Annotated in this window: 27 protein-coding genes; 17 read left to right on the forward strand and 10 right to left on the reverse strand. The window is 65.5% G+C overall.

Annotated features, from left to right (window positions below; all coding sequences use genetic code 11):
• Window positions 1–51: 51 nt before the first annotated feature.
• A complete protein-coding gene (locus KHP16_RS24890; protein WP_109584934.1) occupies window positions 52–810 on the reverse strand; it encodes an SDR family NAD(P)-dependent oxidoreductase in 759 nt (252 codons plus the stop codon).
• A 169-nt stretch (window positions 811–979) separates the two neighbouring features.
• Between KHP16_RS24890 and KHP16_RS24895 the strand changes: the two genes are divergently transcribed.
• Entirely contained in the window at window positions 980–1,600 is a 621-nt protein-coding gene (locus KHP16_RS24895) for a TetR/AcrR family transcriptional regulator (protein ID WP_115954142.1), read from the forward strand.
• On the opposite strand, the gene KHP16_RS24900 is transcribed toward KHP16_RS24895, so the two are convergent.
• The gene (locus tag KHP16_RS24900; RefSeq protein WP_211961371.1) at window positions 1,601–1,825 is read right to left on the reverse strand and encodes a LysR substrate-binding domain-containing protein; all 225 of its coding nucleotides are present in this window, start codon (window positions 1,823–1,825) and stop codon (window positions 1,601–1,603) included.
• Window positions 1,826–1,837: 12 nt separating this feature from the next.
• Between KHP16_RS24900 and KHP16_RS24905 the strand changes: the two genes are divergently transcribed.
• The 7 genes from KHP16_RS24905 (at window position 1,838) to dmeF (ending at window position 6,881) form a co-directional block, all read left to right on the forward strand.
• Complete coding sequence (locus KHP16_RS24905; protein ID WP_244836029.1) at window positions 1,838–2,737, forward strand: helix-turn-helix domain-containing protein; 900 nt, start codon at window positions 1,838–1,840, stop codon at window positions 2,735–2,737.
• A 152-nt stretch (window positions 2,738–2,889) separates the two neighbouring features.
• Window positions 2,890–3,864: a Bug family tripartite tricarboxylate transporter substrate binding protein gene (locus KHP16_RS24910; protein ID WP_121492234.1), complete on the forward strand. Its 975-nt coding sequence runs from the start codon at window positions 2,890–2,892 to the stop codon at window positions 3,862–3,864.
• Window positions 3,865–3,899: 35 nt separating this feature from the next.
• Window positions 3,900–4,217, forward strand: coding sequence for an NIPSNAP family protein (locus KHP16_RS24915; protein WP_109584930.1), 318 nt, complete (start codon window positions 3,900–3,902; stop codon window positions 4,215–4,217).
• Window positions 4,218–4,296: 79 nt separating this feature from the next.
• Window positions 4,297–4,749, forward strand: a complete 453-nt coding sequence (locus KHP16_RS24920; RefSeq protein WP_109584929.1) for a MarR family winged helix-turn-helix transcriptional regulator — start codon at window positions 4,297–4,299, stop codon at window positions 4,747–4,749.
• Between the two features lie 90 nt (window positions 4,750–4,839).
• Window positions 4,840–5,550 carry a hypothetical protein gene (locus KHP16_RS24925; protein WP_109584928.1) on the forward strand — a complete coding sequence of 237 codons (711 nt, stop codon included), beginning with the start codon at window positions 4,840–4,842 and terminating at the stop codon, window positions 5,548–5,550.
• Window positions 5,551–5,627: 77 nt separating this feature from the next.
• On the forward strand, window positions 5,628–5,891 hold the full coding sequence (locus tag KHP16_RS24930) for a metal/formaldehyde-sensitive transcriptional repressor (protein WP_115954138.1): 264 nt from the start codon (window positions 5,628–5,630) through the stop codon (window positions 5,889–5,891).
• Between the two features lie 15 nt (window positions 5,892–5,906).
• Window positions 5,907–6,881, forward strand: coding sequence for a CDF family Co(II)/Ni(II) efflux transporter DmeF (gene dmeF, locus KHP16_RS24935; RefSeq protein ID WP_211961357.1), 975 nt, complete (start codon window positions 5,907–5,909; stop codon window positions 6,879–6,881).
• A 69-nt stretch (window positions 6,882–6,950) separates the two neighbouring features.
• On the opposite strand, the gene katG is transcribed toward dmeF, so the two are convergent.
• Entirely contained in the window at window positions 6,951–9,206 is a 2,256-nt protein-coding gene (katG, locus tag KHP16_RS24940; RefSeq protein WP_109584925.1) for a catalase/peroxidase HPI, read from the reverse strand.
• 298 nt (window positions 9,207–9,504) lie between these two features.
• Between katG and KHP16_RS24945 the strand changes: the two genes are divergently transcribed.
• The 3 genes from KHP16_RS24945 (at window position 9,505) to KHP16_RS24955 (ending at window position 11,733) form a co-directional block, all read left to right on the forward strand.
• Window positions 9,505–9,987, forward strand: coding sequence for an aminoacyl-tRNA deacylase (locus tag KHP16_RS24945; protein ID WP_109584924.1), 483 nt, complete (start codon window positions 9,505–9,507; stop codon window positions 9,985–9,987).
• A gap of 93 nt (window positions 9,988–10,080) precedes the next feature.
• Window positions 10,081–10,716, forward strand: a complete 636-nt coding sequence (locus tag KHP16_RS24950; protein ID WP_109584923.1) for a CGNR zinc finger domain-containing protein — start codon at window positions 10,081–10,083, stop codon at window positions 10,714–10,716.
• A gap of 138 nt (window positions 10,717–10,854) precedes the next feature.
• The gene (locus tag KHP16_RS24955) at window positions 10,855–11,733 is read left to right on the forward strand and encodes an alpha/beta fold hydrolase (protein ID WP_121492229.1); all 879 of its coding nucleotides are present in this window, start codon (window positions 10,855–10,857) and stop codon (window positions 11,731–11,733) included.
• Window positions 11,734–11,765: 32 nt separating this feature from the next.
• On the opposite strand, the gene KHP16_RS24960 is transcribed toward KHP16_RS24955, so the two are convergent.
• Both KHP16_RS24960 and KHP16_RS24965 read right to left on the reverse strand, forming a co-directional pair.
• Complete coding sequence (locus tag KHP16_RS24960; protein ID WP_115954133.1) at window positions 11,766–12,434, reverse strand: dihydrofolate reductase family protein; 669 nt, start codon at window positions 12,432–12,434, stop codon at window positions 11,766–11,768.
• 273 nt (window positions 12,435–12,707) lie between these two features.
• On the reverse strand, window positions 12,708–13,172 hold the full coding sequence (locus KHP16_RS24965) for a RidA family protein (RefSeq protein ID WP_109584920.1): 465 nt from the start codon (window positions 13,170–13,172) through the stop codon (window positions 12,708–12,710).
• A gap of 255 nt (window positions 13,173–13,427) precedes the next feature.
• Between KHP16_RS24965 and KHP16_RS24970 the strand changes: the two genes are divergently transcribed.
• Window positions 13,428–13,667, forward strand: a complete 240-nt coding sequence (locus tag KHP16_RS24970) for a hypothetical protein (protein WP_109584919.1) — start codon at window positions 13,428–13,430, stop codon at window positions 13,665–13,667.
• Window positions 13,668–13,837: 170 nt separating this feature from the next.
• Window positions 13,838–14,776 (forward strand): transcriptional regulator GcvA, encoded by a 939-nt coding sequence (locus KHP16_RS24975; protein ID WP_115954131.1) that lies wholly within the window; start codon window positions 13,838–13,840, stop codon window positions 14,774–14,776.
• Window positions 14,777–14,803: 27 nt separating this feature from the next.
• Here the strand turns inward: KHP16_RS24975 and KHP16_RS24980 are convergent, their stop codons facing one another.
• The 5 genes from KHP16_RS24980 to KHP16_RS25000 all read right to left on the reverse strand — a co-directional run bounded on the left by KHP16_RS24980 (window position 14,804) and on the right by KHP16_RS25000 (window position 19,293).
• Window positions 14,804–15,211, reverse strand: coding sequence for a thioesterase family protein (locus KHP16_RS24980; protein WP_167468482.1), 408 nt, complete (start codon window positions 15,209–15,211; stop codon window positions 14,804–14,806).
• 25 nt (window positions 15,212–15,236) lie between these two features.
• A complete protein-coding gene (locus KHP16_RS24985; protein ID WP_115954130.1) occupies window positions 15,237–16,148 on the reverse strand; it encodes an amidohydrolase family protein in 912 nt (303 codons plus the stop codon).
• 11 nt (window positions 16,149–16,159) lie between these two features.
• Window positions 16,160–17,158: a tripartite tricarboxylate transporter substrate binding protein gene (locus KHP16_RS24990; RefSeq protein WP_211961358.1), complete on the reverse strand. Its 999-nt coding sequence runs from the start codon at window positions 17,156–17,158 to the stop codon at window positions 16,160–16,162.
• Window positions 17,159–17,225: 67 nt separating this feature from the next.
• Window positions 17,226–18,482 carry a CaiB/BaiF CoA transferase family protein gene (locus KHP16_RS24995; RefSeq protein ID WP_244836031.1) on the reverse strand — a complete coding sequence of 419 codons (1,257 nt, stop codon included), beginning with the start codon at window positions 18,480–18,482 and terminating at the stop codon, window positions 17,226–17,228.
• 31 nt (window positions 18,483–18,513) lie between these two features.
• A complete protein-coding gene (locus KHP16_RS25000; RefSeq protein ID WP_109584915.1) occupies window positions 18,514–19,293 on the reverse strand; it encodes an enoyl-CoA hydratase/isomerase family protein in 780 nt (259 codons plus the stop codon).
• Window positions 19,294–19,548: 255 nt separating this feature from the next.
• On the opposite strand from KHP16_RS25000, the gene KHP16_RS25005 reads away from it, so the two are divergent.
• The 4 genes from KHP16_RS25005 (at window position 19,549) to KHP16_RS25020 (ending at window position 24,044) form a co-directional block, all read left to right on the forward strand.
• A complete protein-coding gene (locus KHP16_RS25005; RefSeq protein ID WP_211961359.1) occupies window positions 19,549–20,688 on the forward strand; it encodes an iron-containing alcohol dehydrogenase in 1,140 nt (379 codons plus the stop codon).
• A gap of 104 nt (window positions 20,689–20,792) precedes the next feature.
• Window positions 20,793–21,776: a Bug family tripartite tricarboxylate transporter substrate binding protein gene (locus KHP16_RS25010; protein WP_115954128.1), complete on the forward strand. Its 984-nt coding sequence runs from the start codon at window positions 20,793–20,795 to the stop codon at window positions 21,774–21,776.
• A gap of 11 nt (window positions 21,777–21,787) precedes the next feature.
• Window positions 21,788–22,987, forward strand: coding sequence for a fumarylacetoacetate hydrolase family protein (locus KHP16_RS25015; protein ID WP_211961360.1), 1,200 nt, complete (start codon window positions 21,788–21,790; stop codon window positions 22,985–22,987).
• 79 nt (window positions 22,988–23,066) lie between these two features.
• Window positions 23,067–24,044, forward strand: coding sequence for a TRAP transporter substrate-binding protein (locus tag KHP16_RS25020; RefSeq protein ID WP_121492225.1), 978 nt, complete (start codon window positions 23,067–23,069; stop codon window positions 24,042–24,044).
• The last annotated feature ends 52 nt before the right edge of the window (window positions 24,045–24,096 follow it).

Below are 24,096 nucleotides of genomic sequence, written 5' to 3' on the forward strand. Positions count from 1 at the left end.
CGATGCCTTGCGTCCCGTCTGCCCGCGCAACCTGTCATGACGATCGCTCCGTCACACGCCGAGACCACCGGCGATGTTGATGACCTCGCCCGTGATGTAGCCCGCATGGGGTCCCGCAAGAAAACACGCGGTCGCGGCGACCTCTTCGAGCGTCGCGATGCGCCGAATGGGATGCAGGTTCATCAGCGCCTCGGGCACGCCATCTCCGAGCACATCGGCCGCCATGTCCGTCGGCATGACCCCGGGCTGGATGACGTTGGCGGTGATGTTCCGCCCGCCCAGGTCGCGGGCGACGCCCTTCGCGTAGCCGATCAGCGCGGCCTTGCTGCCCGCATAGTCGGCCGCGCCGGCAAACGGCACGTGAGTGCCCAGCAGCGAGCCAATAAACACGATGCGACCGCCATCGGAGAGCACTGGCGCCGCCGCGCGCGTGACCGAAACGGTGCCCATGACATTGATCTGCCACTGCCGGTCGAGGTTCGGCACGTCGAGATCGCGATCGTCGACGGTCTTCCCCTGCACAGCGATTGCCGCGTTGTTGACGAGGATATCGAGCCGTCCAAAATGCGCCACGACACGATCGATCAGCGGACTGGCCGCCGCCATGTCGGCCTGATCGCTGCGGATGGCGAGGGCACGAACGCCTTTCGCGCGCAGCGTGTCCGCCACCGCCTCCGCCTTGTCGGCGGACGCGACATACGTAATGGCCACGTCCGCCCCCTCGTTCGCGAACGTTTCGGCGATCCGCGCGCCAAGGCCGCGGGAACCGCCCGTGACCAGCGCGACCTTTCCTTTCAATGATCCCTGCATGAATACGCCTCCGGTTGAGATGTCAAACTTTTCGTAACGGCCATTACGTTAACGAACGTTACGTTATCGGCAAAAGGCATGTCAAGGGAGCGGGACTAAAAAAACATAACGAGTGTTACGATACGGCTTTGCGGAAAGCACAATCGAGGCACTGGAGAGCACTGCAGGTATGGGACGTCATCGCGAATTCGATGTCGAGCAGGCGCTGGACGCGGCGCTATGCGTGTTCTGGCGGAAGGGATACGAGGGCGCGTCCTACGCCGATCTGACGCAGGCCACGGGCGTGGAACGCCCGGCGCTCTACGCAGCGTTCGGCAACAAGGAAGCCTTGTTCCGCCGCGCGCTGGAGCGCTATTACGCCCACTACCTCGACTTCTTCCCGGCCGCCCTTGAACTCCCCACCTCGCGCGAGGTGGCGACAGCCATCCTGCGAGGGACCGCCGAAGTCAACACGCGCTACCCGGACCGCACCGGTTGTCTCGGCGTGCATGGCGCGCTCGCCGTCTCCAGTGAATCGGAATCCGTACGCTGCGCCGTCACGGAGGCGCGTGCGAACGGCCAGGCGCTGCTGCAGGCAAGACTCGAGCGCGCGCGCGCGGAAGGCGATCTTCCCGCATCGGCAGACTGCGCCGCATTGGCGGCCTACGTTTGCGCCGTGGCGCATGGCATGGCGGTTCAGGCCAAGGCAGGCTTCAGCCGCCAGACACTGGAAGCGGTCGCCGAACAGGCGCTGGCGACGTGGCCTGCGGGCACCGCGCGCGCCAGGAAGCGCAGGACAGCCGCCGCCTGATCAGCTACCCGAGCCACTACCCGAGCCACCAATCTCTTCGAGCAGCCACGCCTTGAACGCGAGCACCGCCGGCTGCTGGCGGCTCTGCTTGCGGTAGACCAGGTAATACGCCAGCTCGCAGCCCTGCACTTCGGCGAACGGCTTTACCAGCCGCCCCTCGGCGAGGTCGCGCTGGACGAGCACGGTTTTTCCGCTACGATGGCGCTTCGCCCACGGACACTTCAAGGACTTCCGCCCTTGCCCGACGCCCTGCCCGCCTCCGCGCCCGGTGAATTCCCTACCTTCGAGACATCGGATTTCGCGGGCGAGGGGTCGTTCTACTTCGACCTCGTGCGACTGGAAGATCGGGACGACATCCCGCGCGGCTTCCTGCATCGGCACAACTACTACCACCTGCTCTGGATGACGCGCGCGAGCGGCACGCACATGCTCGATTTCGCGCACTTCGAAGTACGCGACCACGCCGTGTTCTTTTTGTCGCCGGGACAGGTCCATGCATGGACGTCGTCGGTCAAGCCGTATGGCTACGTGCTGAACTTCAGCACCGACTTCTTCGCGCGGATGTTCCCGCGCGCCGACGATGTGGCCAAGTTCCCGTTCTTCCATCCCACGCGCGGCAACAGCGCGCTCTACCTCAGTCAGGACCAGCACGACGGCATGCTGCCGTTGCTCGACGAAATGGAACGGGAGGCGCGAGACCGGCAACCGGGCTCGACCGATGTCGTGCAGGCCTGCCTGCTGATACTGCTCACGCGCCTGCGCCGGCTATGCGCGGACGAGGAGCCCGCGGGCGGCGCCGGCCCCCATCAGGCCCTCACGCGACGGTTCGCCATGCTCGTGGAGACGCACTACCTCACCTTCGGCACCATCGGCCAGTACGCCGAAGCGCTGTGCGTGAGCGAGCGGCAGCTCAACGACGCGGTCAAGCGAACGCTCGCGCGGACCGCGAGCCAGGTGGTGCAGGAGCGCGTCGTGCTGGAAGCGAAGCGCTGGCTCAGCAATACGGAGACAGGCATCGCGGAGATTGCGTTCCGTCTCAACATCGAAGATCCCGCCTACTTCGCGCGCTTCTTCAAGAAGCAGACCGGCCTGACGCCGGGCGACTTCCGCAAGAAGCACTGCCGCCCGCTTTCCTGAAGCCGGGCCGCGGGAACGGCCCGCAAAAAAGTCCAATCGTTCGTCCGATCCGTCCTAACGCTTCGATAGCGTGCCTGCGTAAAGTGCAAGGCAAGCAGCAAGCCGGACCCACGTCCGTTTTGCCATAAGAACCAGAAGCACAGGAGACAGACATGTTCAGCGCCATCGCTCCCATGCGGCGCTTTGCCGTGGCCGCGGCATTGGCCATCACCACGTTCAACGCCATGGCCGAGTATCCCGACAAGCCCCTGCGCGTCATCGTCCCGTTCGCGGCGGGCGGCGCCACCGACGTAATCGCGCGCACCGTCGCGCAGTCGATGTCCGCGCGCCTCGGCCAGTCGATCGTGGTGGAGAACAAGGCCGGCGCCAACGGCAATATCGGCGCGGTATCGGCGGCACGCGCGGCGCCGGACGGCTATACGCTGCTGATGGCCACGTCGAGCCATGCCATCAACGCGTCGCTGTACCAGAAGCTCGACTACAGCCTGACGAAAGACTTCGTCGGCCTGTCCAACCTCGCCTCCGTGCCGTTGCTGCTGGTGGTGAACCCGTCTGTTCCGGCCAGGTCCGCGAGCGAGCTTGCCGCCTATGCCAAGGCCAATGCGGGCCGCGTCAACTACGCGTCGGGCGGCACCGGTACCGCATCGCATCTGGCAGGCGAGCAGTTCAGCACGCTAACCGGCGCAAAGATGACGCACGTCGCCTACAAGGGCGGCTCGCAGGCGCTCAACGACGTCATGGGCGGCCAGGTGCAGGTCATGTTCGCGAACCTGCCGGAGGTGCTGTCGCAGGTCCAGGGCGGCAAGCTCCGGGCGCTCGCCGTCACCGGCAACAAGCGCCACGCCGCGCTGCCCGACGTGCCCGCGTTCTCGGAAACGCCTTATGCGGGCATGACCGCGCGCTCCTGGTTCGGCCTGTTCGTCCCCGCCGGCACACCGCCGGCGGTGGTCGAAAAGCTCTCGCAGGCCATCGTGCAGAGCGTCGCCGATCCCGCCGTCAAGGAGCGCCTCAAAGGCCTCGGCGCCGATCCTGTCGGCGACGATCAGCCCGCGTTCCAGAAGTACGTGAATCAAGAGGTGTCGCGTTGGGCCGTGCTCGTGAAGCAGTCCGGCGCGACCGTTGACTGACCCGGTTAAATCCCCGCCATTCTTCGAGGAAACTCATGCTGTACGACGTCCGCACCTACACCTGCCGTCCCGGCACGATCAAGAAACACCTGGCGCTGTACGCCGAGCACGGCTACGCGATCCAGAGCCGTCATCTGGGCAAGCCGCTCGCGTACATGCAGACTGACACCGGCAACGTCAACAGCTATACGCATATCTGGGTGTACGAGAGCGCCGCGGACCGTGAAGCCAGGCGGCAGTCCCTGCAGAAAGACCCGGCGTGGGTCGAGTACCTCAAGCTCAGCGCGGAGGCCGCCTATCTCGTCAGCCAGGAAAACAAGCTGATGACGCCGGTATCGTTCTTCCAGCCCTAATGCGCGGGTATCAGTATCTGTTCATCGACTGAGGGATCAGATACATTGGCGGTTCCAGTCCTTCTCGACGGGGACCGCCGTGAAACACTACACCCGCAAGAATTACGAGCTGACGGAGAGCATCGGCTTCCTCCTGAACAAGGCCCGCAACGGCATGCTCATGGAAGTGGATGCGGCACTGCGTCCGCTCGAGATCACGGGCCAGCAGATGGGTATCCTGCTGGCGCTGGTGCGCGGAGAAGTCTCGACGCCGCTCGAGATCAGCCGCGCGCTCGGCATCGACACGGGCCTGACCACGCGCATGCTCGACAAGCTCGAGAACAAGGACCTGGTGCAGCGCCGGCGCTGTGAGGAAGACCGGCGCGTCGTGCACGTCCTGCTCACGCAGAAAGGCACCGAAGTCGCCCGCCGCATCCCCGATGTCACGCCGGACGTGCTCAATCGCCGGCTCGAAGACTTCACGATCGACGAATTCAACGAGCTGTTGCGCCTGCTGAAGAAATTCACCGGGGACGACCTGCATCCCGGATAGGCGCTACACCGCGCCGCCGCGCCGCCGCCATGACACGTTTTACAATCGCCGGCGATGCCACACACCATTCCCGCCTCGACGCCACCCGGCATGCCCGACGCCCTCGTTTGTCACTACTGGCATGGCGAAACGCCGCGCAGCCGCTCCATCGGCGATACCATCATCACCGGCATGGTGGATATCCCGCCGCCGCCATCGCGCCTGCGGGCGGACTGGGCCCGCGAACTCGCCCACCACATGGACCTCGAGGCCGGCGACGTCGACAGCCTGCCACTGGCGCGGGCACGCACACGCTGGCCCGAGTACGCAAGCTGCGTCCGCGCGGCCGCCGACTGGACCGCGCGCGTCGGTTTGCCGGGTGTTCTGACGGGTCGCGACGTCGCGCTCATGGTTTGCCGCGGCGCGCGGTATCACCATGACGGCGAGCAGTACGGCGGCATGGCGTTCTGCAACCTGTTCTTGAGCGAGGACAGCGAGCAGGACGTGCATTTCCCCTGGCTCGATCTGCGCGTGCCATTGGGGCGTGGCACGCTGCTCGTGTTCGACACCTGCCAGCCCCACGCCGTGATCCCGCGCGGCGCCAGCCGATTTGCCGACCGCGACTTCCCCGCGGACCGCGACAACACCCAAGTCTTCCTGACCTGGGAGCTGCCGATCGAAGATCCGCGGGTCGCGCAGGCCTTGCATATCGCCGTCGACGCCGTCCCGCCTGGCGCGCCGCTTCCCGATGACGGTCAACTGCGACAACGCGGCCGGCGCGTTTCGGTGCATCCCGAGACCGCACAGTTGGTTCTCTCCTGACAGACAACGCCTGAGCGCCATCGCGTCCGCTGTGACGCTTCTGATAGTATACCCCCCTATACTATCTGGATCGTTTTATGAGTCACACCATCCACGACAAGCAGAAGCTGCTGAACCGCGTCCGCCGCATCCGCGGGCAGATCGATGCCATCGAGCGGGCACTCGAACAGGAGAAGGGCTGCATGGAAGTGCTCCAGCAGATCACCAGCTGTCGCGGCGCGATGAACGGCCTGCTGACGGTCGTTCTGGAGGATCATATTCGGACGCACCTGGCCGACGCGGATGGCGAGCCGGAGGCACGTGAGCAGCTGATCGACGTCGTCCGCAGTTATTTCAAGTAGATCGGGAGTATCGACATGCATACGCACGACCTGTCTCCGTGGACGCACTCGCACGTCTTCGACACCGGCAATCAGGCGGCCGAGCGCGGCACGCGCATCGTCATGGCCATTACCGCGATCACGATGTTCGTGGAGATCGCCGCTGGCCTGTGGTTCAACTCGATGGCGCTCCTGGCCGATGGCTGGCACATGAGTTCCCACGCGCTGGCCATCGGCCTCAGCGCCTTTGCCTACGCGGCCGCGCGCCGCTATGCCAATGATGAGCGCTTCTCCTTCGGCACCTGGAAAATCGAAGTGCTCGCGGGCTTCGCCAGCGCCATCGTATTGATGGGTATTGCCGCACTGATGGTCTATGGCTCCGTCGAACGCATGATCAGTCCGCAGGCGATCCATTATCAGGAAGCGATGGCCGTCACGGCCGTCGGGCTCGTCGTCAACCTCGCATGCGCGATGATCCTCGGCGGCGCGCATGGCCACGATCATCACCACGGTCACGATCATCATCACCATGGCCACGGCCACCATCATCACGATGCGGGCGGCCACGCGCACGACCTCAACCTGCGCTCGGCTTACGTCCACGTGCTTGCCGACGCCGCGACCTCGGTCCTCGCCCTGCTTGCCCTCGCGGGCGGCTGGATGTTCGGCTGGGGCTGGCTCGATCCGGCGATGGGCATCGTCGGCGCGATGCTCGTCGGCATCTGGGCATTCGGCCTGATGCGGCAGACGGGCGTCGTCCTGCTGGACCGCGAAATGGATCATCCCGTGGTCGGCGAAATCCGCGAGGTGCTGGACACCTTCAATACGGGTGCCGAGGGGACGCAGGTCGCGGACCTGCATGTCTGGCGCGTGGGCAAGAACAAGTTCTCCTGCGCGATCAGCCTCGTCACACATGACGCGGCGTTGACGCCCGAGCGCGTGCGCAAGGCGCTCCGCATCCATGACGAGATCGTCCACGTCACGGTGGAGATCCATCGCTGTCAGGACTAAGGGCCAAACAACATGGCCCGTCACGCATGACGGGCCATCGACACGACAAGCAAAACTACCGCAACGCCATCACGTCCGGAGATCGAACCTGTCGAGGTCCATCACCTTGGCCCAGGCGCCCACGAAGTCCTTGACGAACTTGGCGGCACCGTCCTCGCTCGCATAGACCTCGCTCAACGCGCGCAACTGCGCGTGCGAACCGAAGACCAGATCCACACGCGAGCCCGTCCAGCGGACGTTGCCCGTCTTGCGATCGCGGCCTTCGAACACGTCGCGCGACACAGGCTTCCACTCCACGCTCATGTCCAGCAGGTTTCGGAAGAAGTCATTGGTCAGCGTCCCCGGGCGATCGGTGAGCACGCCGTGCCGGTCCTTGCCGGTATGCACGTCGAGCACGCGCAGGCCGCCGATCAGCGCCGTCATCTCGGGCGCGGTGAGCGTCAGCAACTGCGCCTTGTCGATCATCAGATGCTCCGCCTCGACACGCACGCGCGGATTGATGTAATTGCGGAACGCGTCGGCCACCGGCTCCAGCGCGCCCATCGACTTGACGTCAGTCTTCTCCTGCGACGCGTCCATGCGGCCGGGCGAGAAAGGCACCGTGACCTTCGTGCCTGCGCTCTCCGCGGCTTTCTCGATGCCCGCCGCGCCGGCGAGCACGATCAGATCGGCCAGCGAGATCTTCTTGCCGCCCGATTGTGCGCCATTGAAGTCGCGTTGCACGCCTTCGAGCGTCTCCAGTACCGTCGCCAGCTCAGCGGGATCGTTGGCCACCCAGTCCTTCTGCGGCGCAAGCCGAATACGGGCACCGTTGGCGCCGCCGCGCTTGTCGGAACCCCGGAACGTCGAGGCCGACGCCCATGCGGTCTTCACGAGCTGCGAAACCGGCAGTCCCGTCGCAAGGATCTTCTGCTTGAGCGCCGCCACGTCGGCATCGTTGACGAGTGGATGGTCCACCGGAGGGATCGGGTCCTGCCACAGCATTTCCTCGGCGGGCACTTCCGGCCCGAGATACCGCGCGCGCGGTCCCATGTCGCGGTGCGTCAGTTTGAACCACGCACGGGCGAACGCATCGGCAAAGGCCGCGGGATCGTCCTTGAACTTGCGCGAGATCGGCTCGTAGACCGGATCGAAACGCAGCGACAGGTCGGTCGTCAGCATCGTCGGCTTGAGCTTCTTCGACGGGTCGTACGCATGCGGCACGACTTCGGGCCCGTCCTTGGCCACCCACTGGTGGGCGCCCGCCGGGCTTTTCGTGAGTTCGTAGTCGAACCCGAAAAGGTTCTCGAAGAAGCCGTTGCCCCATTTCGTGGGCGTGGTCGTCCACGTGACCTCGAGCCCGCTCGTGATCGTGTCCGCGCCCTTGCCGGTGCCGAATGAACTCTGCCAGCCGAGCCCCTGCAACTCGAGCGCGGCGCCCGCGGGTTCTGCGCCAACGTTGCTCGCCGGACCGGCACCGTGCGTCTTGCCGAACGTGTGGCCGCCCGCGATCAGCGCGACGGTCTCCTCGTCGTCCATCGCCATGCGTCCGAAGGTTTCGCGAATGTCATGCGCGGCCGCCACGGGGTCGGGATTGCCGTCGGGCCCTTCCGGGTTGACGTAGATCAGGCCCATCTGCACGGCACCGAGCGGGTTCTCGAGATGACGTCCCGGATCGGTGCGGCTCTGCTCCTGGCCATGCATGTCCTCGTCGGCCACGAGCACGCCCGCGTCGTCATACTTGCCCGCAGCGCCCTTGCCATACCGCACGTCGCCGCCGAGCCACGTTTTCTCGTTGCCCCAGTAAACGTCCTGATCGGGTTCCCACGTATCCTCGCGTCCGCCGGCAAACCCGAGCGTCTTGAAGCCCATCGACTCCAGCGCCACGTTGCCGGTGAGGATCATCAGGTCCGCCCAGGAGATCTTCTGCCCGTACTTCTGCTTGATGGGCCATAGCAGACGCCGCGCCTTGTCCAGGCTCACGTTGTCCGGCCAGCTGTTGAGCGGCGCAAAGCGCTGCTGGCCGCGTCCACCGCCTCCCCGGCCATCTCCGATGCGATAGGTACCGGCACTGTGCCATGCCATGCGAATGAACAGGCCGCCGTAGTGGCCGAAGTCGGCGGGCCACCATTCCTGCGAATCGGTCATCAGTGCCGTGAGGTCCTTCTTCACGGCGGCCAGGTCGAGGCTCTTGAATGCCTCGGCGTAGTTGAATTCCTTGTCCAGGGGATTGGACTTGTCGGAATGCTGGCTCAGCAGATCCAGCCGCAACTGTTTTGGCCACCAATCCCTGTTGGTGGTGCCGCCACCGGCGGCATGGTTGAAGGGACACTTTTCATCAGACATGCTTTCTCCTTTGGGGACTACACGCACGTATTCTTCTGAGCTTTCCGCGTCAACACAGTGAGGTCTGGCCAGCGAGGCCGGACCGCCGCACACGAAATATAGTCAAGACGCTGCGTCAACAACATGTGAGGATAGCAATCGCATCGATAGTGCATTGCTATGACGGCTGTATGAACTGGCGCAGGGCATCCGATGGTCGGGTTAGTCCCGACTGTCGTAGCGTCCGCGTGCGTCCGATGCCGACCTATAGTGGGCATACGCAAAGACAACTGCAGCGAACACGCTCGGAGGTTGCGTCATGACAATGGCCACTACGCTGGCGCGGAGCCTGACCCGCAAACAGGTCCGCTTTGAAACCGTGCGCCGCGTCCGCGGCCCGGCTTCCACTCACCCGGAATCTCCCGCTCCCGACACGTACATTCCGGGCGATCGGCTGGCCCGGACCGTACTGCTGGAGGACGATCGCGGATACGTCATCGCGGTCCTGCCCTCCACGCATCGCCTGCGCCTGTCGGAGATCTGCGCGCAGAGCGGCCGCGCGCTCAAACGCGTACACGGCGACGGCGTGCGGGAGGTGTTTCGTGACTGCGCATTCGATGCGCTGCCGCCCATCGGCATGCTGCACGACACGCCGACGTGGATCGACGATAGCCTGCTGTTGCACGGCGACGTCTATTTCGAGTCCGGCGATCGGGAAGAAGTCGTGCATATGACCACCGCCGAGTTCGGCGCGCTGTTCGCCGACGCGCGTCACGGGCACTTCTCTCATCGCATGATGTAGACCGCGCAACACACCGTAACTTTCAATTTTTATAATTGAAGGTTACGCACCGAGGTATCGGGAATACAATGGTGTGCTCTTTCTGGAGGCACCATGGCGTCCCATACCCATTCCGATCCGCACGCATCCGCATCCGCGCCCCGCGACGACGTGCATACCCTGCCGCGCGTGCTCGCGGACCACGTCGCGCTGGACCTCGTCAATACGGTGGGCCTCGTGGACGGCGAATCCGTCGACTACTGGCAGTCCGATGCCGATGTCCTGGCCTGGCTCGGCCGCACCGGTCTCATCCCGGAAGGCGCGCCCGCGAAGACGCCGCCGAAGGGCCTGCTCGACGCCGCGCGCGCGCTGCGCGATCCGCTCCGCCAGACCGTTGCGCGCCGCAAGGCGGGCAAGAAGCTCGACCTCGGCTGGCTCAACGATGCGCTGGCAGCGGGCGGCAGCCACCTCGCCACCCAGATCGGCCCGGACGGCAACGTGATCATGACCCGCGTCTATCCAGTGGAGACGGCCGCGCATTACCTCGTGCCCCTCGCGGAAGCCATCGCGGACCTGCTTGTCCATGGAGACTTCGACCTCGTCAGAAAATGCGAGAGCGACGACTGCATTCTCTGGTTCTACGATCGCACCCGCTCACATCGCCGGCGCTGGTGCAGCATGGCGCTCTGCGGCAATCGCCACAAGGTGGCAGCGTTCCGGCGGCGTGAGGCCGCCGACGACACGGCATAGCGCGACATCGAATCGTCCGCTCCCCGCGCTTATTTTTGGTAACCTTATAAATACTGTTTGACAGGTTACCAAAAACCGATAGAATTCGTTCCCAAGCGGCGGCCACGCCGTTCCACGAACTGATTCCGGAGCCATGTCATGCGCGCAACCGCACAACCCGATTCAACCGTGCAGTACCGATTCGCCGACGCCGACGGCGTCCGCGTGTTCTATCGTGAAGCTGGCGACCCCAGCCTGCCCGTGATGCTGTTGCTGCATGGGTATCCGAGTTCGTCGCACCAGTTTCGCCACCTGATCCCTCAACTTGCACATCGCTTCCACGTGATCGCGCCGGATCTGCCAGGCTTCGGTTTCACTGAAGTGCCCGCCGCGCGCGAATACCGCTACACGTTCGACAATCTCGCCACGACGCTGGAAGCCTTCGTCGACACCCTGGGCCTGCAACGCTATGCCATGTACGTGTTCGACTACGGCGCACCGACGGGCCTGCGCCTCGCGGTGGCGCATCCGGAGCGCGTGACGGGCCTGGTATCGCAAAACGGCAATGCGTATCTGGAAGGGTTGGGCGATGCATGGGCGCCGATCCGCAACTACTGGGCGGACCCGAGTGCGGCCAATCGCAAGGTGGTCGCGGACGCGGTACTGCATCTGGAGGGGACGAAGTGGCAGTACGTGCACGGCGTCGCGAATCCTGATAGCGTCGCGCCGGAGGGCTATACGCTCGACGCGGCACTGCTGGAGCGGCCGGGCAACAAGGACATCCAGCTCGATCTGTTCCTCGACTACGCGAACAACCTCAAGCAGTATCCGGCGTTCCAGGCCTTCTTCCGCGACGCACAAATTCCCACGCTGGTCATCTGGGGCAAGAACGATCCGTTCTTCATTCCGCCCGGCGCGGAAGCCTACAAGCGTGACAATGCTAACGCTGTGGTCGAACTGCTGGACACGGGGCACTTCGCACTGGAAACGCACGGCGAGTACATCGGCCAGCGGATCATCGAGGTGCTAGGCGCTTGAATTAAATCGCCCTCTTCTCGGCGCCGTCTCGCTCAGGCGCCGTCCCGCGCCATGCGGGCGCGGCGAGCCAGTTCCTTCTCGCTGGGCGCGATGGTTTCGAACGTGCCGATCTTCACGCCACCGGCCGGCTCGTAGGTGCTCATCACCACGCCGGTCGTCGACGCCTGCGAATGCACGAGCCGGAGGCCGGCGGGTGCCGCCGTCGATTCGAACAGGCGTTTGCCGCGTCCGAGCACCACGGGGAAGGTCCAGACGTTGTACTCGTCGATCAGATTCGCCGCCTGCAGGGTCTGGATCAGGTTGCCGCTGCCGATGATCTGCAGGTCCTGCCCCGCTTCCGCCTTGAGCGCGGCGACTGCAGCCGCCGCATCGCCGCGCAGCAGCGTGGCGTTGTTCCAGGTGACTTCTGTGAGCGTGCGGGACGCGACGTGCTTGCGCGTCGCGTTGAAGGTGCGCGCAATGGGATCTTCCGCCGATTGATAGGGCCAGTAGCCGTCGAATATCTCGTAAGTCTTGCGGCCGAGCAGCAACTCGCGGTCCTTGCCGTCGAAGCCGCGCATGTCGCGGCCCATGACTTCATCCCAGAACGGGAAGGTCCAGCCTCCGAAGGCAAACCCGCCCGTGGGGTCCTCCTCGGGACCGCCCGGCGCCTGCATGACGCCGTCCAGCGAGACGAAAGTGGATGCGATGAGTCTTCTCATGGTGCGGCTCCGCTTCGATCGAAGAGCGCACCATTCTACGCGTCCCGCGTGTGGGCGCGAGCGGCTTATTGCAACAACGCGAGCAGGGCGTCGATGTCCTGCTTGCACGCCTTGGCCGCTCCGAAGCGCCAGCGTCGCCAGCTTTGTCGAGTTAGTGGCTAGACTCTGGAGAGTCTGCAGAATCTGCAGACACTGAATACATCGGTGCATTGGCACCATGCGCTGCTCACCTTCGACTATGGCGGCCGTCCCGCGGCGATGCCACGCCTGAACCTATGCGGTCTTGACCTGCGCAATGACCACCAGAATCACGGCCGCATTGCCCGGTTGCTGCGTCTGCGAGTAGGCGGCGCGCGCATGCCCTGCCTTCTCGCCCAGCACGTCGGCAAACAGATCGGACGCGCCATCGAGCACCGCCGGCTGGTCTAAGGACCCCTGCGCGCTGGTCACGTGGCCTTCGAGCCGGACGATATGGTCAAGCTGCTCGAACCCGCCGAGATGCGCGTGGATCTGCGCGAGGACGTTCAGCGCTGCCAGCTGGGCCGCCTGTTTGCCCTGTTCGATGGTCAGGTCGCGGCCCACCTGCCCCTGCCAGACCACCTTGCCATCGCGCAACGGCAGTTGCCCGGAGATGAACAGCAGATCGCCGGCGCGGCTGACGGCGGTGTAGCTGCCGAGCGGCTGTGGGGGTGCGGGCAGCGTCAGTCCGCGCGCCGCGAGTTTCGATTCGACCGACATGATGACTCCTCGGGAAGTGAGTGGCTTTCGCCTTGTCTCGCACTATAGAAGCAGAGCCCGATGCCGATAAATGGGCATGCACGCACAGGAATTGATACACCGCGGAACAACTCCGGTCCGGTGCCGCATAGCCGGACCCATACCAAAGTGTGTGCGGTATGCCCCGCAGAGATCATTTCGCGCCGGCCGCCGATAGCCTACATTGGCTATAACGCGCGGTAACGGCGCGGGCGTCTACATTTGTCGAGGATCACCATGCAGGAGCTTGCAAACATCGGTACCCGCCGCGTACGCGCGGGCGCCACCGCCAATATCCAGGACGCGGCCCTCTGGCGCTGGTATGCGGACCTGATGGAAGACAATCGCGTCGCCTGCGTGCGCAAGGAAGGCATGTGGTCCGTGTGGGTCGATGGCCGTCTGCTCGCCAGCGACCAGTCGTATGACCTGACACTGCGCACTGCCTTCGTGATGCAACGCGCGCTGAAGGCGATCTGATCCAAACGGTCCGGCGTCCCGGAACCAGCGCGTCGGGAACGCACCTATTCTCGGGCCGCCGCTTTGCTGATATGTTCGGAACGTCGCGCCGCACCCCGGTGTGGCGCATGGCGTGTGCGCTGCCTCCGTGCGACACCGGAGGCGGCCACAGCACGCGAGACGAACCGGACATGTCGAGACAGATCCCTCCCCTGAATCCCCTTAGGGCGTTCGAGGTCGCCGCCCGCCACCTCAGCTTCACGCGCGCCGCGGAAGAACTGTTCGTGACGCCGTCGGCGGTGAGCCATCAGGTGAAAACGCTCGAGGAGAACCTGGGCGTCCAGTTGTTCATCCGCGAGGCCAAGGCACTCGTCCTCACGCCGGCAGGCACCACCTATCTTCCCAGCGTCCAGCTCGCATTCAAGCAGCTCGCCGAGGCGACCCAGCGCCTGCAGAGCAAGGACCGGCCTTCGCTGAAGATCAACATGCCGCCGACCTTCGCGGTCAAATGGCTGATTCCGCGCATGGACAGCTTCATGCGCGCGTATCCGGACATCGACCTGAAAGTCTCGACGTCGAACCATCGCATCGATTTCGAGCGCGACGACTTCGACATGGCCATCCGCTATGGACGCGGCGATTATCCGGGACTGCATGCCGAGCTGTGCCTGCCGGTAGAAGTGATTCCCGTGTGCGCGCCGTCGCTGCTGAACGGCGAGCGGCCGCTGGAGACGCCGTCCGACCTGCGCCACCACACGCTGCTGCACGACGACAGCACCTACACCGATGTCAGTAACCCCGACTGGGCGATGTGGCTCGAACACGCGGGCGTGACAGACGTCGACGCGACGCGCGGCCCCTCGTTCTGGCCGAGCCACCTGGTGATCAACGCGGCCATCAGCGGACTGGGTGTCGCGCTGATCAAGAAGAACTGGATCGAACAGGATCTGGCCGAGGGCCGGCTCGTTCGGCTGTTCGAGTCGATCCGCCTGCCGGTGGAGTTCTCCTACTTCGTGGTGTTCCCCACCGACCGGCTCGACGATCGCCGCATCCGCTGCTTCACCGAATGGATTCGCGCGGAAACCGCGGCAACGCGGCAGCCCGCCATGCCGGCCGCCGCGCCCGCATAACGCCCCCTCAGGCCGCCTCAGGCCGCCTCAGGCCGCCGCGCGCACCGCGTCGGTCTTCTTCTGCACGCGTGCCGCCAGCTTGGCGATATCGACCACGAAGCGCTTGTGCGTGCCCGTGCAAATCGTCTCCACGCTGTCCGCCGCGCTCACCCGGAAGGTCACGCTGCGGCCATCGACGGCCGTGATCTCGGCATCGATGCGCACATCGCCACCCAGCGGCGTCGCGCCGGTATGGGCAATCGATACCTCGGTGCCCACCGAGCTTTCGCCCTCGCCAAGGAACGTCTGCAGCTGCGCGAGGCAGGTCTCCTCGATATCGCGCACGAGCTCGGGCGTGGCATAGATCCGCAGCGACTCACCCAGGAAGTCGATGGTCCGCGCGCGATCCACGGTCAGCGCGCGGGAGAAAACGGTACCGGTCTTGATTGCATCCACGTGTCTTGCTCCGAAAGGAAAGAAGTCATGCCATGCGATAGATGCGCACGGCGTTGTCATGCAGCAGGCCGCGCCGCTGCGAGGGACCATAGCGATCGATCGCGGCGAGAAAGCCGGCCAGGATCGTGTCGTAGGAAGCCACGAGACTGTCCACCGGGTAGTTGCTCGCGAACATGCAGCGCTCCGGCCCGAAAATGTCGATCGCATCGCGAATCACCGGCACGTTGTCCTCCTGCGTCCATGCACGGCCCGGCTGCCCGAGGCCGGAAATCTTGACGGCCACGTTGGGCTCTCGCGCCAGCCGCGACATCGCATCGCGCCACGCCTGCAATCCCGCTTCGCTACGATCGGAGGGCAGTCCCGTATGGTTGAGGATCAACTGCGTCCGCGGGAAATCGCGAGCAAGATCCGCGGCCTGGTCGAGGTGCCACCATGGCGCCTGCAGGTCGAACGACATGCCATGGCGTGCCAGCAGCGCATAGCCACGGCGCCATTGCGCGTCATCCATCGAGCCGCGCGCGCCCCGCCGCGCATCTTCGCGGCGCGCGACGGTAGCGGGCTTGTTGCGAATGCCCCGCATCCGTGGCGAGGCGGCATGCCCGGCCAGCACCTCCGCCACGTCCTCGCGGTCCAGTTGCGCATGGCCCACGACTACCGTGGGACGCCCATGCGCTTCGGCCACTTCCATCAGCCAGCGTGTCTCGGCGACGGGATCCTCGCGCGCCCATTCCGCCTCGATGTGCACGGTCATCGCCGGCGGGCACCGCGCCGTATCCCGTGCATAGTCCTCGGGCAGATAGTTGCGGCGCAGCGCGCTGTAGTCGCCGTAGCGGAAGTTGGGCACCGTCTCGCCCTGCAGCCACGGATACGGATGCAGGTCGAGATTCCAGAAATGCTGATGCGCGTCGACGAACGGCTCGTTGAGAATGGCGCTCATGGGCATGCGGCTCACTGTTGCGCGGCAATGCGGCTGGCCAGCTGCCGGAACTGCGCGGATTCGCGCACCATCTGCGCCTGCAGCGCGGCATCGTCGGCATACGTGTCCGTGCTGAAGTGGAGCTTCTCGAGCGTCTGGACCATGATCGGTTCGCGCGCGGACCTGGCGATGGCGGTCTTGAGCACGGCCAGCACCTCGGGCGGCGTCCCCTTCGGTGCGGAAATCCCCCGCCAGATGCCGATCGACAGATCGATATTGCGTTCCTTGAGCGTCGGCACCTTGTCGAATGCCGGTACGCGCTGGTCCGCCATCACGGCAAGGACCTTGAGCTTGCCCGCCTCCACATGCGTGGCCACTTCGGCGGTGCTCACCGTGACCGCATCGATATGACCGCCGAGCAAGGCCAGCGTCGCCGGCGCCCCACCCGCGTACGGAATGTAGTTGAAGCGCGCGCCGGTCTTCTCCGCGAGCGCCGCGGATGCCATGTGCCACGTCGAGCCCTGCCCCGCGTTCCCCACGCGGATATTACTGTCTGGCTTGCGCGCGTCGGCGATGAACTCCTCGATGGTCTTCCACGGCGCGTCGGCGCGCACCGCGACCGCGGCCGGATCCGCATTGAGCCGCGCGATCGGCACGAGGTCCTGGTACGTGAACTTGGCGAGCCCCATGTAGTTGAGGAAGGTGAGTTCGCTCGACGACAGCACGAGCTTGTAGCCATCGGGCTTCGCATGCACGACCTCGCCAAGGCCCACCGCGCCGGTGGCGCCGGGCTTGTTGATCACGACGATCGGCTGCGGCAGATGCCTGGCGGCCGCCGCGGATAGCGCGCGCGCCACCACGTCGGCACCGCCGCCGGCCTGCCACGGCACGACGAGCTCGATGCGCTTGTTCGGATACGTGCCCGCATTCGCGTCGGCGGCGTTCGCCGACTGCGCGCACGGCATCAGCGCCAGCGCGGCGAGCCCCACGGACGCGGCGACGGACCGCCACGGCATGTTTGCGTAGTGCATGTTGTCTCCAGCGTTGCCTCTCCGGCAATCGTTATGGCCTTCAGCGTCGATATCTTCAGCGTCGATGTCAAGCCGTCTTGCGCTGCGGCGCCGGCGGGGTCTGCGCTGCCTGCGACGTCTGCTGCGGGCTACGTCCGAATGCCCCCTGCTCGCGCAGCTTCGCAATCGTCGTGGCATCGAAGCCGAACTCGCCGAGCACCTGCTCGGTATGCTGGCCGAGCAGCGGTGCCGGATGGCGAACCTGCTGCGGCGTGCCATGCAGTTTCACGGGGAAGCCGAGCACCTTCACCGGGCCTTCCACAGGATGGTCGATATCGAGCACCATCTCGCGCGCCACGGCCTGTTCGCTCACCAACGCCTCGTCGTACGTGTAGATGGGCGCCGCCGGCACACCGGCCGCGAGCAGCGCCTCGACCCACTCGTCCGCATTCTTGCGCGCGAACTCGGTCTCGATGGCCTCGATCAACACATCGCGATGCCTGATACGCGCGGCATTGTCGACGAAACGCGGGTCGGCAACGAGTTCGGGGCGGCCGATGACGTCGCACAGCGCCGTCCACAGCTTGGGATTCGCAGCGCCGATCACGAAGTGGCGATCCGCCGCGCGCACGGCCTGATAGGGCGCGCTCATGCGGTTGGCGCTGCCGATTGGCACCGGCACCTTGCCCGTGCCCCAGTACTCCGCGGACTCCCACACGGACAGCCCAAGCGCGGTCTCGAACAGCGAGGCATCGACATACTGGCCTTGTCCCGAGTGCTCGCGCCCCATCAGCGCGCTCAGCACGCCATAGGCGGTGAACAGTCCCGCGCCGAGATCGGCGATCGGCACGCTCGACTTGACCGGCGGCGCATCGGGATGCCCCATGACGCTCATCACGCCCGACATGGCCTGCGCGATGAGATCGAGCCCCGGGCGGCGCGACCACGGTCCCGTCTGCCCAAAGCCCGAGATGCTCGCGTACACGAGCCGAGGATTGATCTCTCGCAGCGTCGCGTAATCGATCTTCAGCCGCGCGGCCACGCCGGGACGATTGTTCTCGACGAGCACGTCGGCACCGCGCACGAGTTCGTAGAATGCTTCGAGCCCCGCGGGATTCTTGAGGTCGATCTCGACGCTGCGCTTGTTGCGATTGAGCGCGAGAAAGCCGCCACTATCGTCGCCCTTTAGCCGGAAACCCATCGCCTTGCGGGTCTGGTCGCCGACGCCCGGCGTTTCCACCTTGATCACATCGGCGCCCATGTCGCCCAGCAGCATGCAGCAGAACGGGCCGGCCATGATCTGGCTGACATCGAGCACCTTGATTTTCGACAACGGCAAAGTCATGAATACACCTTTAGGTTAGCGCTCGGGAAGATCAGCGTCCGGAGAACTGCGGCTTCGTCTTGCCAACGAAGGCATTGAAGCCAATCTGGAAGTCTTCGGTATCGAAGCACGCATAAGCTTCGTCCGCTTCCTCGGGACGCAGCGGCGTCGGATCCAGCAGACGGCGCACGAACTGCTTGTGCCAGCGCGCGACCAGCGGCGCGCCTTGTGCAATGCGACGAGCGGTGGCGTAGGCCTCCTCCGGCACATCGGCATCCGCGACGACGCGCGTGACGAGGCCCTTCTCGCGCGCCTCGCTGGCATCGAACACGCGGCCTTCGAGCACGATCTCCAGCGCGGCGGCAGGGCCGGTCAGGGCCATCAGGCCACCGAGCTCGCCATAGGACATGACAAGCCCGAGCCGGTTGACGGGAACGCCGAACCGGCTCGATTGCCCGCAGATGCGCAGGTCGCACATCGAGGCGATTTCCAGTCCGCCCCCCACGCACGCGCCCTGGATCAACGCGATGGTCGGATGCCGGCAGTCCTGAATCGCCCGCATCGTGGTATGGGTGATCTCCCCATACTCGCGCGCCTGGTCGCGGGTAAAGCGCCGCGTGCGGAATTCCTCGATATCGGCGCCGGCCGCAAACGCCCTGTCGCCGGCGCCGCGCAGCACCACGCATCGCACGGCATCGTCGGCGGAGAGCGCCTTCATGGTCTCGGTCAGGCCTTGCCACATGCCGAGGTCCAGCGCGTTGAGCTTCTCGGGATTGTTCAGCGTGACGGTGGCGATCTGCCCCTCGCGCTCGGTCAGGATCGGTTGTCTCATGGTTATCGTTGGTATCGGTGGCGCCGGTGGCACCGTGGATAAAGTCCCGGCGGAGCCCGCCCGGCATCGAAAGTCTAGGGCCGGCGCCGTCCGCGGCAAAACGAGAAAATCTCGGGCGCCCTTCAAGAAAAACTGAGCCGTGGCTGCTGTGAGAATTTTTCGGTGGAGCTTCAAGTAAATCCACGTTGTGACGCGCCGCAGTTGTTTCCTAGACTTCGTCACCAATTCCCCATATAGAAAAGGCGTGGAGACAGCATGGCCCTGATCAACTACATCACCCAGATCCAGATCGACTTCGGCGCCGTGGCGCTGCTGGGGCAGGAGTGCGAGCGCATCGGGATTACCCGACCTCTGGTTGTCACGGATGCGGGCGTCAAGGCTGCGGGCATCGCAAAGCGCGTGCTCGAACAACTGCCGCCCGGCATGGAAGCCGTGGTCTACGACGGCACGCCGTCCAATCCAACCGAGCGCGCGATGCGCGAGGCCGTCGCGCTGTACCGCGCCTGTCACTGCGACGGCATCATTGCCGTGGGCGGCGGCTCGCCGATCGACCTGGCCAAGGGTGTCGCCGTTTGTGCAACGCACGATGGCCCGCTGCGCCAGTTCGCGGCGATCGAAGGCGGCGTGACACGCATCACCGCCGCCACCGCGCCCGTCATCGCGATTCCCACCACGGCGGGCACCGGCAGCGAAGTTGGGCGCGGTGCCGTCCTGATTCTCGACGATGGCCGCAAGGTCGGCGTGCTGTCGCCGCATATCGTGCCGCGCGTCGCCATCTGCGATCCGGAACTGACCTTCGGCCTGCCACGCTCGCTGACCGCCGCCACGGGCATGGACGCCATTGCGCATTGCATGGAAACGTTCATGGCGCCCGCGTTCAATCCACCCGCCGACGGCATCGCGCTCGATGGCCTGCGCCGGGCGTGGCGGCACATCGAACGCGCGGTCAACGAACCGCAGGACCGCCAGGCGCGCCTGTCGATGATGAGCGCCTCGATGCAGGGCGCGCTCGCATTCCAGAAGGGCCTCGGCTGCGTGCACAGCCTGAGCCATGCGCTGGGCGGCCTGATGCCGACGCTGCACCACGGCACGCTGAACGCGGTACTGTTGCCCGCCGTCATCCGCTTCAACGCGGAAGCGCCCTCGGTGCGCGACGACGAACGGCTGGAACGCATGGCGCAGGCGATGGACCTGCCGCGTGGAGAAGACCCCGGCGCGGCGATCGCGGACATGAGCCAGCGGCTCGGCCTCCCCTCGGGTCTCGGTGCAATGGGCGTCGATCCGGAGATCTTCCCCCGCGTCATCGAGTACGCGCTGGCCGATCACTGCCACAAGACCAACCCGCGCATCGCAGGCCCGGAGGATTACCTCGCCATGCTGACAACGTCGATGTAGTCGCAACAAGCTAGTCGCAATAAGTTAGCCGCGATAAGTTAGCCGCAAAAAGCAGGACGCAGGGGGCGACGCAGATCGCCATCACCATACAAGAGGAGACCACCATGCAACGTCGCACCTTCCTGCGCGCGGGCACCGCCACGCTCGCTGGCGCCATTCCCGCAGCCTTCTCCACGCGCCTGTTCGCGCAGGACCTGCCCACACAGCCCATCCGCATCGTCGTCGGCTTCCCGCCGGGCGGTGGCACCGACGTCATGGCGCGCGTGCTGGCGGAGAAGCTCTCCACGCTATGGCAGACGACCGTGCTCGTCGAGAACCGCCCCGGCGCGGCGGGCGTCGTCGCCGCCGAATACGCGGCCCGCCAGCCCGCGGACGGCACCACGCTGCTGATGACCAATATCAGCAACCATGCCATCGCGCCGAGCCTGTATCCCAAGATCAGCTACTCGGTGGAGAAGGACTTCACGCCGATCATGCTCGTCGGCGTCACGCCCAACCTGCTGATCTGCCGCACGGGCGGCCCCGCCAAGACGGTAGCGGACGTCATCGCGCTATGCCGCGCCAATCCCGGCAAGATCACGTTCGGCTCCTCGGGCGCCGGCGCCTCGCAGCACCTCACGCTCGAAATGTTCAAGCTGCGCGCGGGCGTGGACGCCCTGCATGTTCCGTACCGCGGCTCGGCACCGCTGCTGACCGACCTCATCGGGGGGCAGATCGACCTGTGCTTCGAGACCATGACCTCCGCCACGCCGCAGGTGCAGGGCGGCAAGGTGGTGCCCATCGCGCAGACGCGCACGCACCGCGCGAAGAACTTCCCGAACGTGCCTACGCTCGCGGAGTCCGGATTCCCCGGCTTCGACGCTGGCACATGGTACGGCCTCGTCGGACCCGCCCGCATGAACCCCGCCATGGTCGCGCGCATGAACGCGGACATGAACCGCGTGATGGCGATGCCGGACGTGGTGGCCAAGCTCGAAGGCTTCGGCGCGGAGGACGGCGGCGGCACCGCAGCCCGCTTTGGCGAGTTCATCGCGACCGAGCGCGTCAAATGGGCGCGCGTGGTCAAGGAAGCGAACGTCAAGGTGTGAAGGGACGCGACATGAAGCGGCACATCGACCTCGCATCGACTCTTCCGGTGGACGCTGACCGCGCCGTGCTCGTCGGCCGCGTCTGGAAACCCGCCGGCGCGGAGCACGTGGGCGGCCCCACGCTCGTCACCGTGCGCGACGGCATGCTGATCGATATCGGCACGCTGGCACCGACGGTCTCGGCCCTGCTCGCCATCGACGACTGCGCCGAGCATGTGCGGCGCGCGCGGGGTCCTTCGCTGGGCGCCCTGCAGGACTGGCTCGATGACACCTGCGCGCACGGTGACGACGCCACGCATCGTCACCTGCTCGCCCCGAACGACCTGCAGGTCGTCAAGGCTGCCGGCGTCACCTTCGCCAACAGCATGCTGGAGCGCGTGATCGAAGAACGCGCGCGCGGCGACGCGGCGAGCGCCGCCGCCATTCGCGAGAGCATCGCCGGCATCGTCGGCGACAGCCTTGCCGCATTGCGCCCCGGCTCGCCGGAAGCCATGCGTGTGAAGGCGGTTCTCGTCGCGCAGGGCCTGTGGTCGCAGTACCTCGAAGTCGGTATCGGCCCCGACGCGGAGATCTTCACCAAGGCCGCACCGCTCGCCTCGGTCGGCATCGGCGCCGACGTGGGGCTGCACCCGATGTCTACGTGGAACAACCCCGAGCCCGAGATCGTGCTCGCTGTCTCGCCCGCCGGGCAAATCGTCGGCGCGACGCTCGGCAACGACGTCAACCTGCGCGATGTGGAAGGCCGCAGCGCGCTGTTATTAGGCAAGGCCAAGGACAATAACGCCTCGTGCGGCATCGGCCCGTTCATCCGCCTCTGCGATGCGCACTTCGGTATCGCGGACATCGAGGTAGCCGACCTCACGCTGCGCGTGGAGGGCGAGGACGGCTTCGTGCTCGATGGCACGAGCACCATGAAGCAGATCAGCCGCTCGCCACACGAACTCGTCGCCAACGCGATGGGGCCGCATCACCAGTATCCCGACGGCATCATGCTGTTCTGCGGCACGCTGTTCGCGCCCGTGAAGGATCGCGACGCGCCCGGTGCCGGATTCACCCATCACCTCGGCGATCGCGTCGATATCGCGTCGCCGAAGCTTGGCGGGCTGGTCAACTGGGTGGGCGACTGCACGCGGCTGCCGCCCTGGACCTTCGGCATCGGCGCGCTCATGCGCAACCTGGCCCAGCGCGGGCTCCTGCATCCGCCGCCCTGAGATTCCCTTCGAGGGCGCCCACCGCTCGCACAAGCCCGCGCGCAGCACGCGGGCCACCTTTCGCCATACAGGAGACATCATGAAAACCACGATCGCACGGATCGTGCTGGCCACGCTTTTGTCCGCCGCCAGCACCCTCACTCTTGCCCAGAGCGTCAAACTGCGTTTCGCCCATACCGTACCGGAGAGCGATTCCCAGCATCAGGCCGCGTTGCAGTTCGCCAAACAGGTCAAGGCCCGCACCAACGGCGACGTCGACATCCAGGTCTTCGCCAACAGCCAGCTCGGCAACGACACCACGCTTGTGACGGGTGTGCGCAGCGGCACGATCGATATCGGCGCCACCGGCAATCCGTTCGTCACGGGCCTCGTGCCGAAGCTCAACGTGCTCGACCTGCCCTACCAGTTCGAGGACGGTCCCAGCGCCTATCGCACGCTCGACGGCGCCGTCGGCCGCTCGCTGCTCGACGAGCTGGGCGCGCACCGCATCAAGGGTCTGGCGTTCTGGGAGATCGGCTTCCGCAGCCTCGGCAACAACAAGCGGCCGATCAACAAGGCGGAGGACATTCGCGGCCTCAAGATCCGCACGACACCGAATCCCTCGCATATCAAGGCGTTCCAGTTGCTCGGCGCAAGCCCGCAGCCGATGCCGTTCGCCGAGGTCTTCGGCGCGCTGGAGTCGGGTGCCGTCGATGGCCAGGAAAACCCGCCCACGCTGATGGTATCGGCCAAGCTGTACGAGGTGCAGAAGTATGTCTCGATGACGCGCCATGCCTACACCGCGCTCGTCGTGCTGATGAACAAGGCGAAGTTCGAATCGCTCAAGCCCGAGTACCAGAAGATCCTGCTGGAAGAAGCTGCCTCCGCCGCGACCTTCCAGCGCAAGCTCAACGCGGACAACGAGCGGTCCGCCATCGCGCAGCTGCGCGCAAAGGGCGTGCAGGTGAACGAGCAGCCGGACGTCGCCAGCATCCGCAAGGTCGTTCGCGAAGAGACCCGCCAGCTCTACGTGCAGAAGAACGGCGATGCGGTATTGCGGGCGATGGAAGCGCGCTGAGACCGTACGCGACCTCTTACGCCACACGCCATCACGCATGGAAGGACGCTAC

This window comes from Cupriavidus plantarum (assembly GCF_905397285.1).
In the GTDB taxonomy this organism is placed as follows: domain Bacteria; phylum Pseudomonadota; class Gammaproteobacteria; order Burkholderiales; family Burkholderiaceae; genus Cupriavidus; species Cupriavidus plantarum.

Coding starts and splice junctions, on each gene's coding strand:
- KHP16_RS25015 (WP_211961360.1), top strand. CDS start 21,788: ATGAAGCGGCACATCGACCTCGCATCGACTCTTCCGGTGGACGCTGAC.
- KHP16_RS24975 (WP_115954131.1), top strand. CDS start 13,838: ATGTCGAGACAGATCCCTCCCCTGAATCCCCTTAGGGCGTTCGAGGTC.
- KHP16_RS24895 (WP_115954142.1), top strand. CDS start 980: ATGGGACGTCATCGCGAATTCGATGTCGAGCAGGCGCTGGACGCGGCG.
- KHP16_RS24910 (WP_121492234.1), top strand. CDS start 2,890: ATGTTCAGCGCCATCGCTCCCATGCGGCGCTTTGCCGTGGCCGCGGCA.
- KHP16_RS24950 (WP_109584923.1), top strand. CDS start 10,081: ATGGCGTCCCATACCCATTCCGATCCGCACGCATCCGCATCCGCGCCC.
- KHP16_RS24930 (WP_115954138.1), top strand. CDS start 5,628: ATGAGTCACACCATCCACGACAAGCAGAAGCTGCTGAACCGCGTCCGC.
- KHP16_RS25005 (WP_211961359.1), top strand. CDS start 19,549: ATGGCCCTGATCAACTACATCACCCAGATCCAGATCGACTTCGGCGCC.
- KHP16_RS24960 (WP_115954133.1), bottom strand. CDS start 12,434: ATGAGAAGACTCATCGCATCCACTTTCGTCTCGCTGGACGGCGTCATG.
- KHP16_RS24915 (WP_109584930.1), top strand. CDS start 3,900: ATGCTGTACGACGTCCGCACCTACACCTGCCGTCCCGGCACGATCAAG.
- KHP16_RS24995 (WP_244836031.1), bottom strand. CDS start 18,482: ATGACTTTGCCGTTGTCGAAAATCAAGGTGCTCGATGTCAGCCAGATC.
- dmeF (WP_211961357.1), top strand. CDS start 5,907: ATGCATACGCACGACCTGTCTCCGTGGACGCACTCGCACGTCTTCGAC.
- KHP16_RS24965 (WP_109584920.1), bottom strand. CDS start 13,172: ATGTCGGTCGAATCGAAACTCGCGGCGCGCGGACTGACGCTGCCCGCA.
- KHP16_RS24925 (WP_109584928.1), top strand. CDS start 4,840: ATGCCCGACGCCCTCGTTTGTCACTACTGGCATGGCGAAACGCCGCGC.
- KHP16_RS24955 (WP_121492229.1), top strand. CDS start 10,855: ATGCGCGCAACCGCACAACCCGATTCAACCGTGCAGTACCGATTCGCC.
- KHP16_RS24890 (WP_109584934.1), bottom strand. CDS start 810: ATGCAGGGATCATTGAAAGGAAAGGTCGCGCTGGTCACGGGCGGTTCC.
- KHP16_RS24970 (WP_109584919.1), top strand. CDS start 13,428: ATGCAGGAGCTTGCAAACATCGGTACCCGCCGCGTACGCGCGGGCGCC.
- KHP16_RS24945 (WP_109584924.1), top strand. CDS start 9,505: ATGACAATGGCCACTACGCTGGCGCGGAGCCTGACCCGCAAACAGGTC.
- katG (WP_109584925.1), bottom strand. CDS start 9,206: ATGTCTGATGAAAAGTGTCCCTTCAACCATGCCGCCGGTGGCGGCACC.
- KHP16_RS25020 (WP_121492225.1), top strand. CDS start 23,067: ATGAAAACCACGATCGCACGGATCGTGCTGGCCACGCTTTTGTCCGCC.
- KHP16_RS24985 (WP_115954130.1), bottom strand. CDS start 16,148: ATGAGCGCCATTCTCAACGAGCCGTTCGTCGACGCGCATCAGCATTTC.
- KHP16_RS25010 (WP_115954128.1), top strand. CDS start 20,793: ATGCAACGTCGCACCTTCCTGCGCGCGGGCACCGCCACGCTCGCTGGC.
- KHP16_RS24990 (WP_211961358.1), bottom strand. CDS start 17,158: ATGCACTACGCAAACATGCCGTGGCGGTCCGTCGCCGCGTCCGTGGGG.
- KHP16_RS25000 (WP_109584915.1), bottom strand. CDS start 19,293: ATGAGACAACCGATCCTGACCGAGCGCGAGGGGCAGATCGCCACCGTC.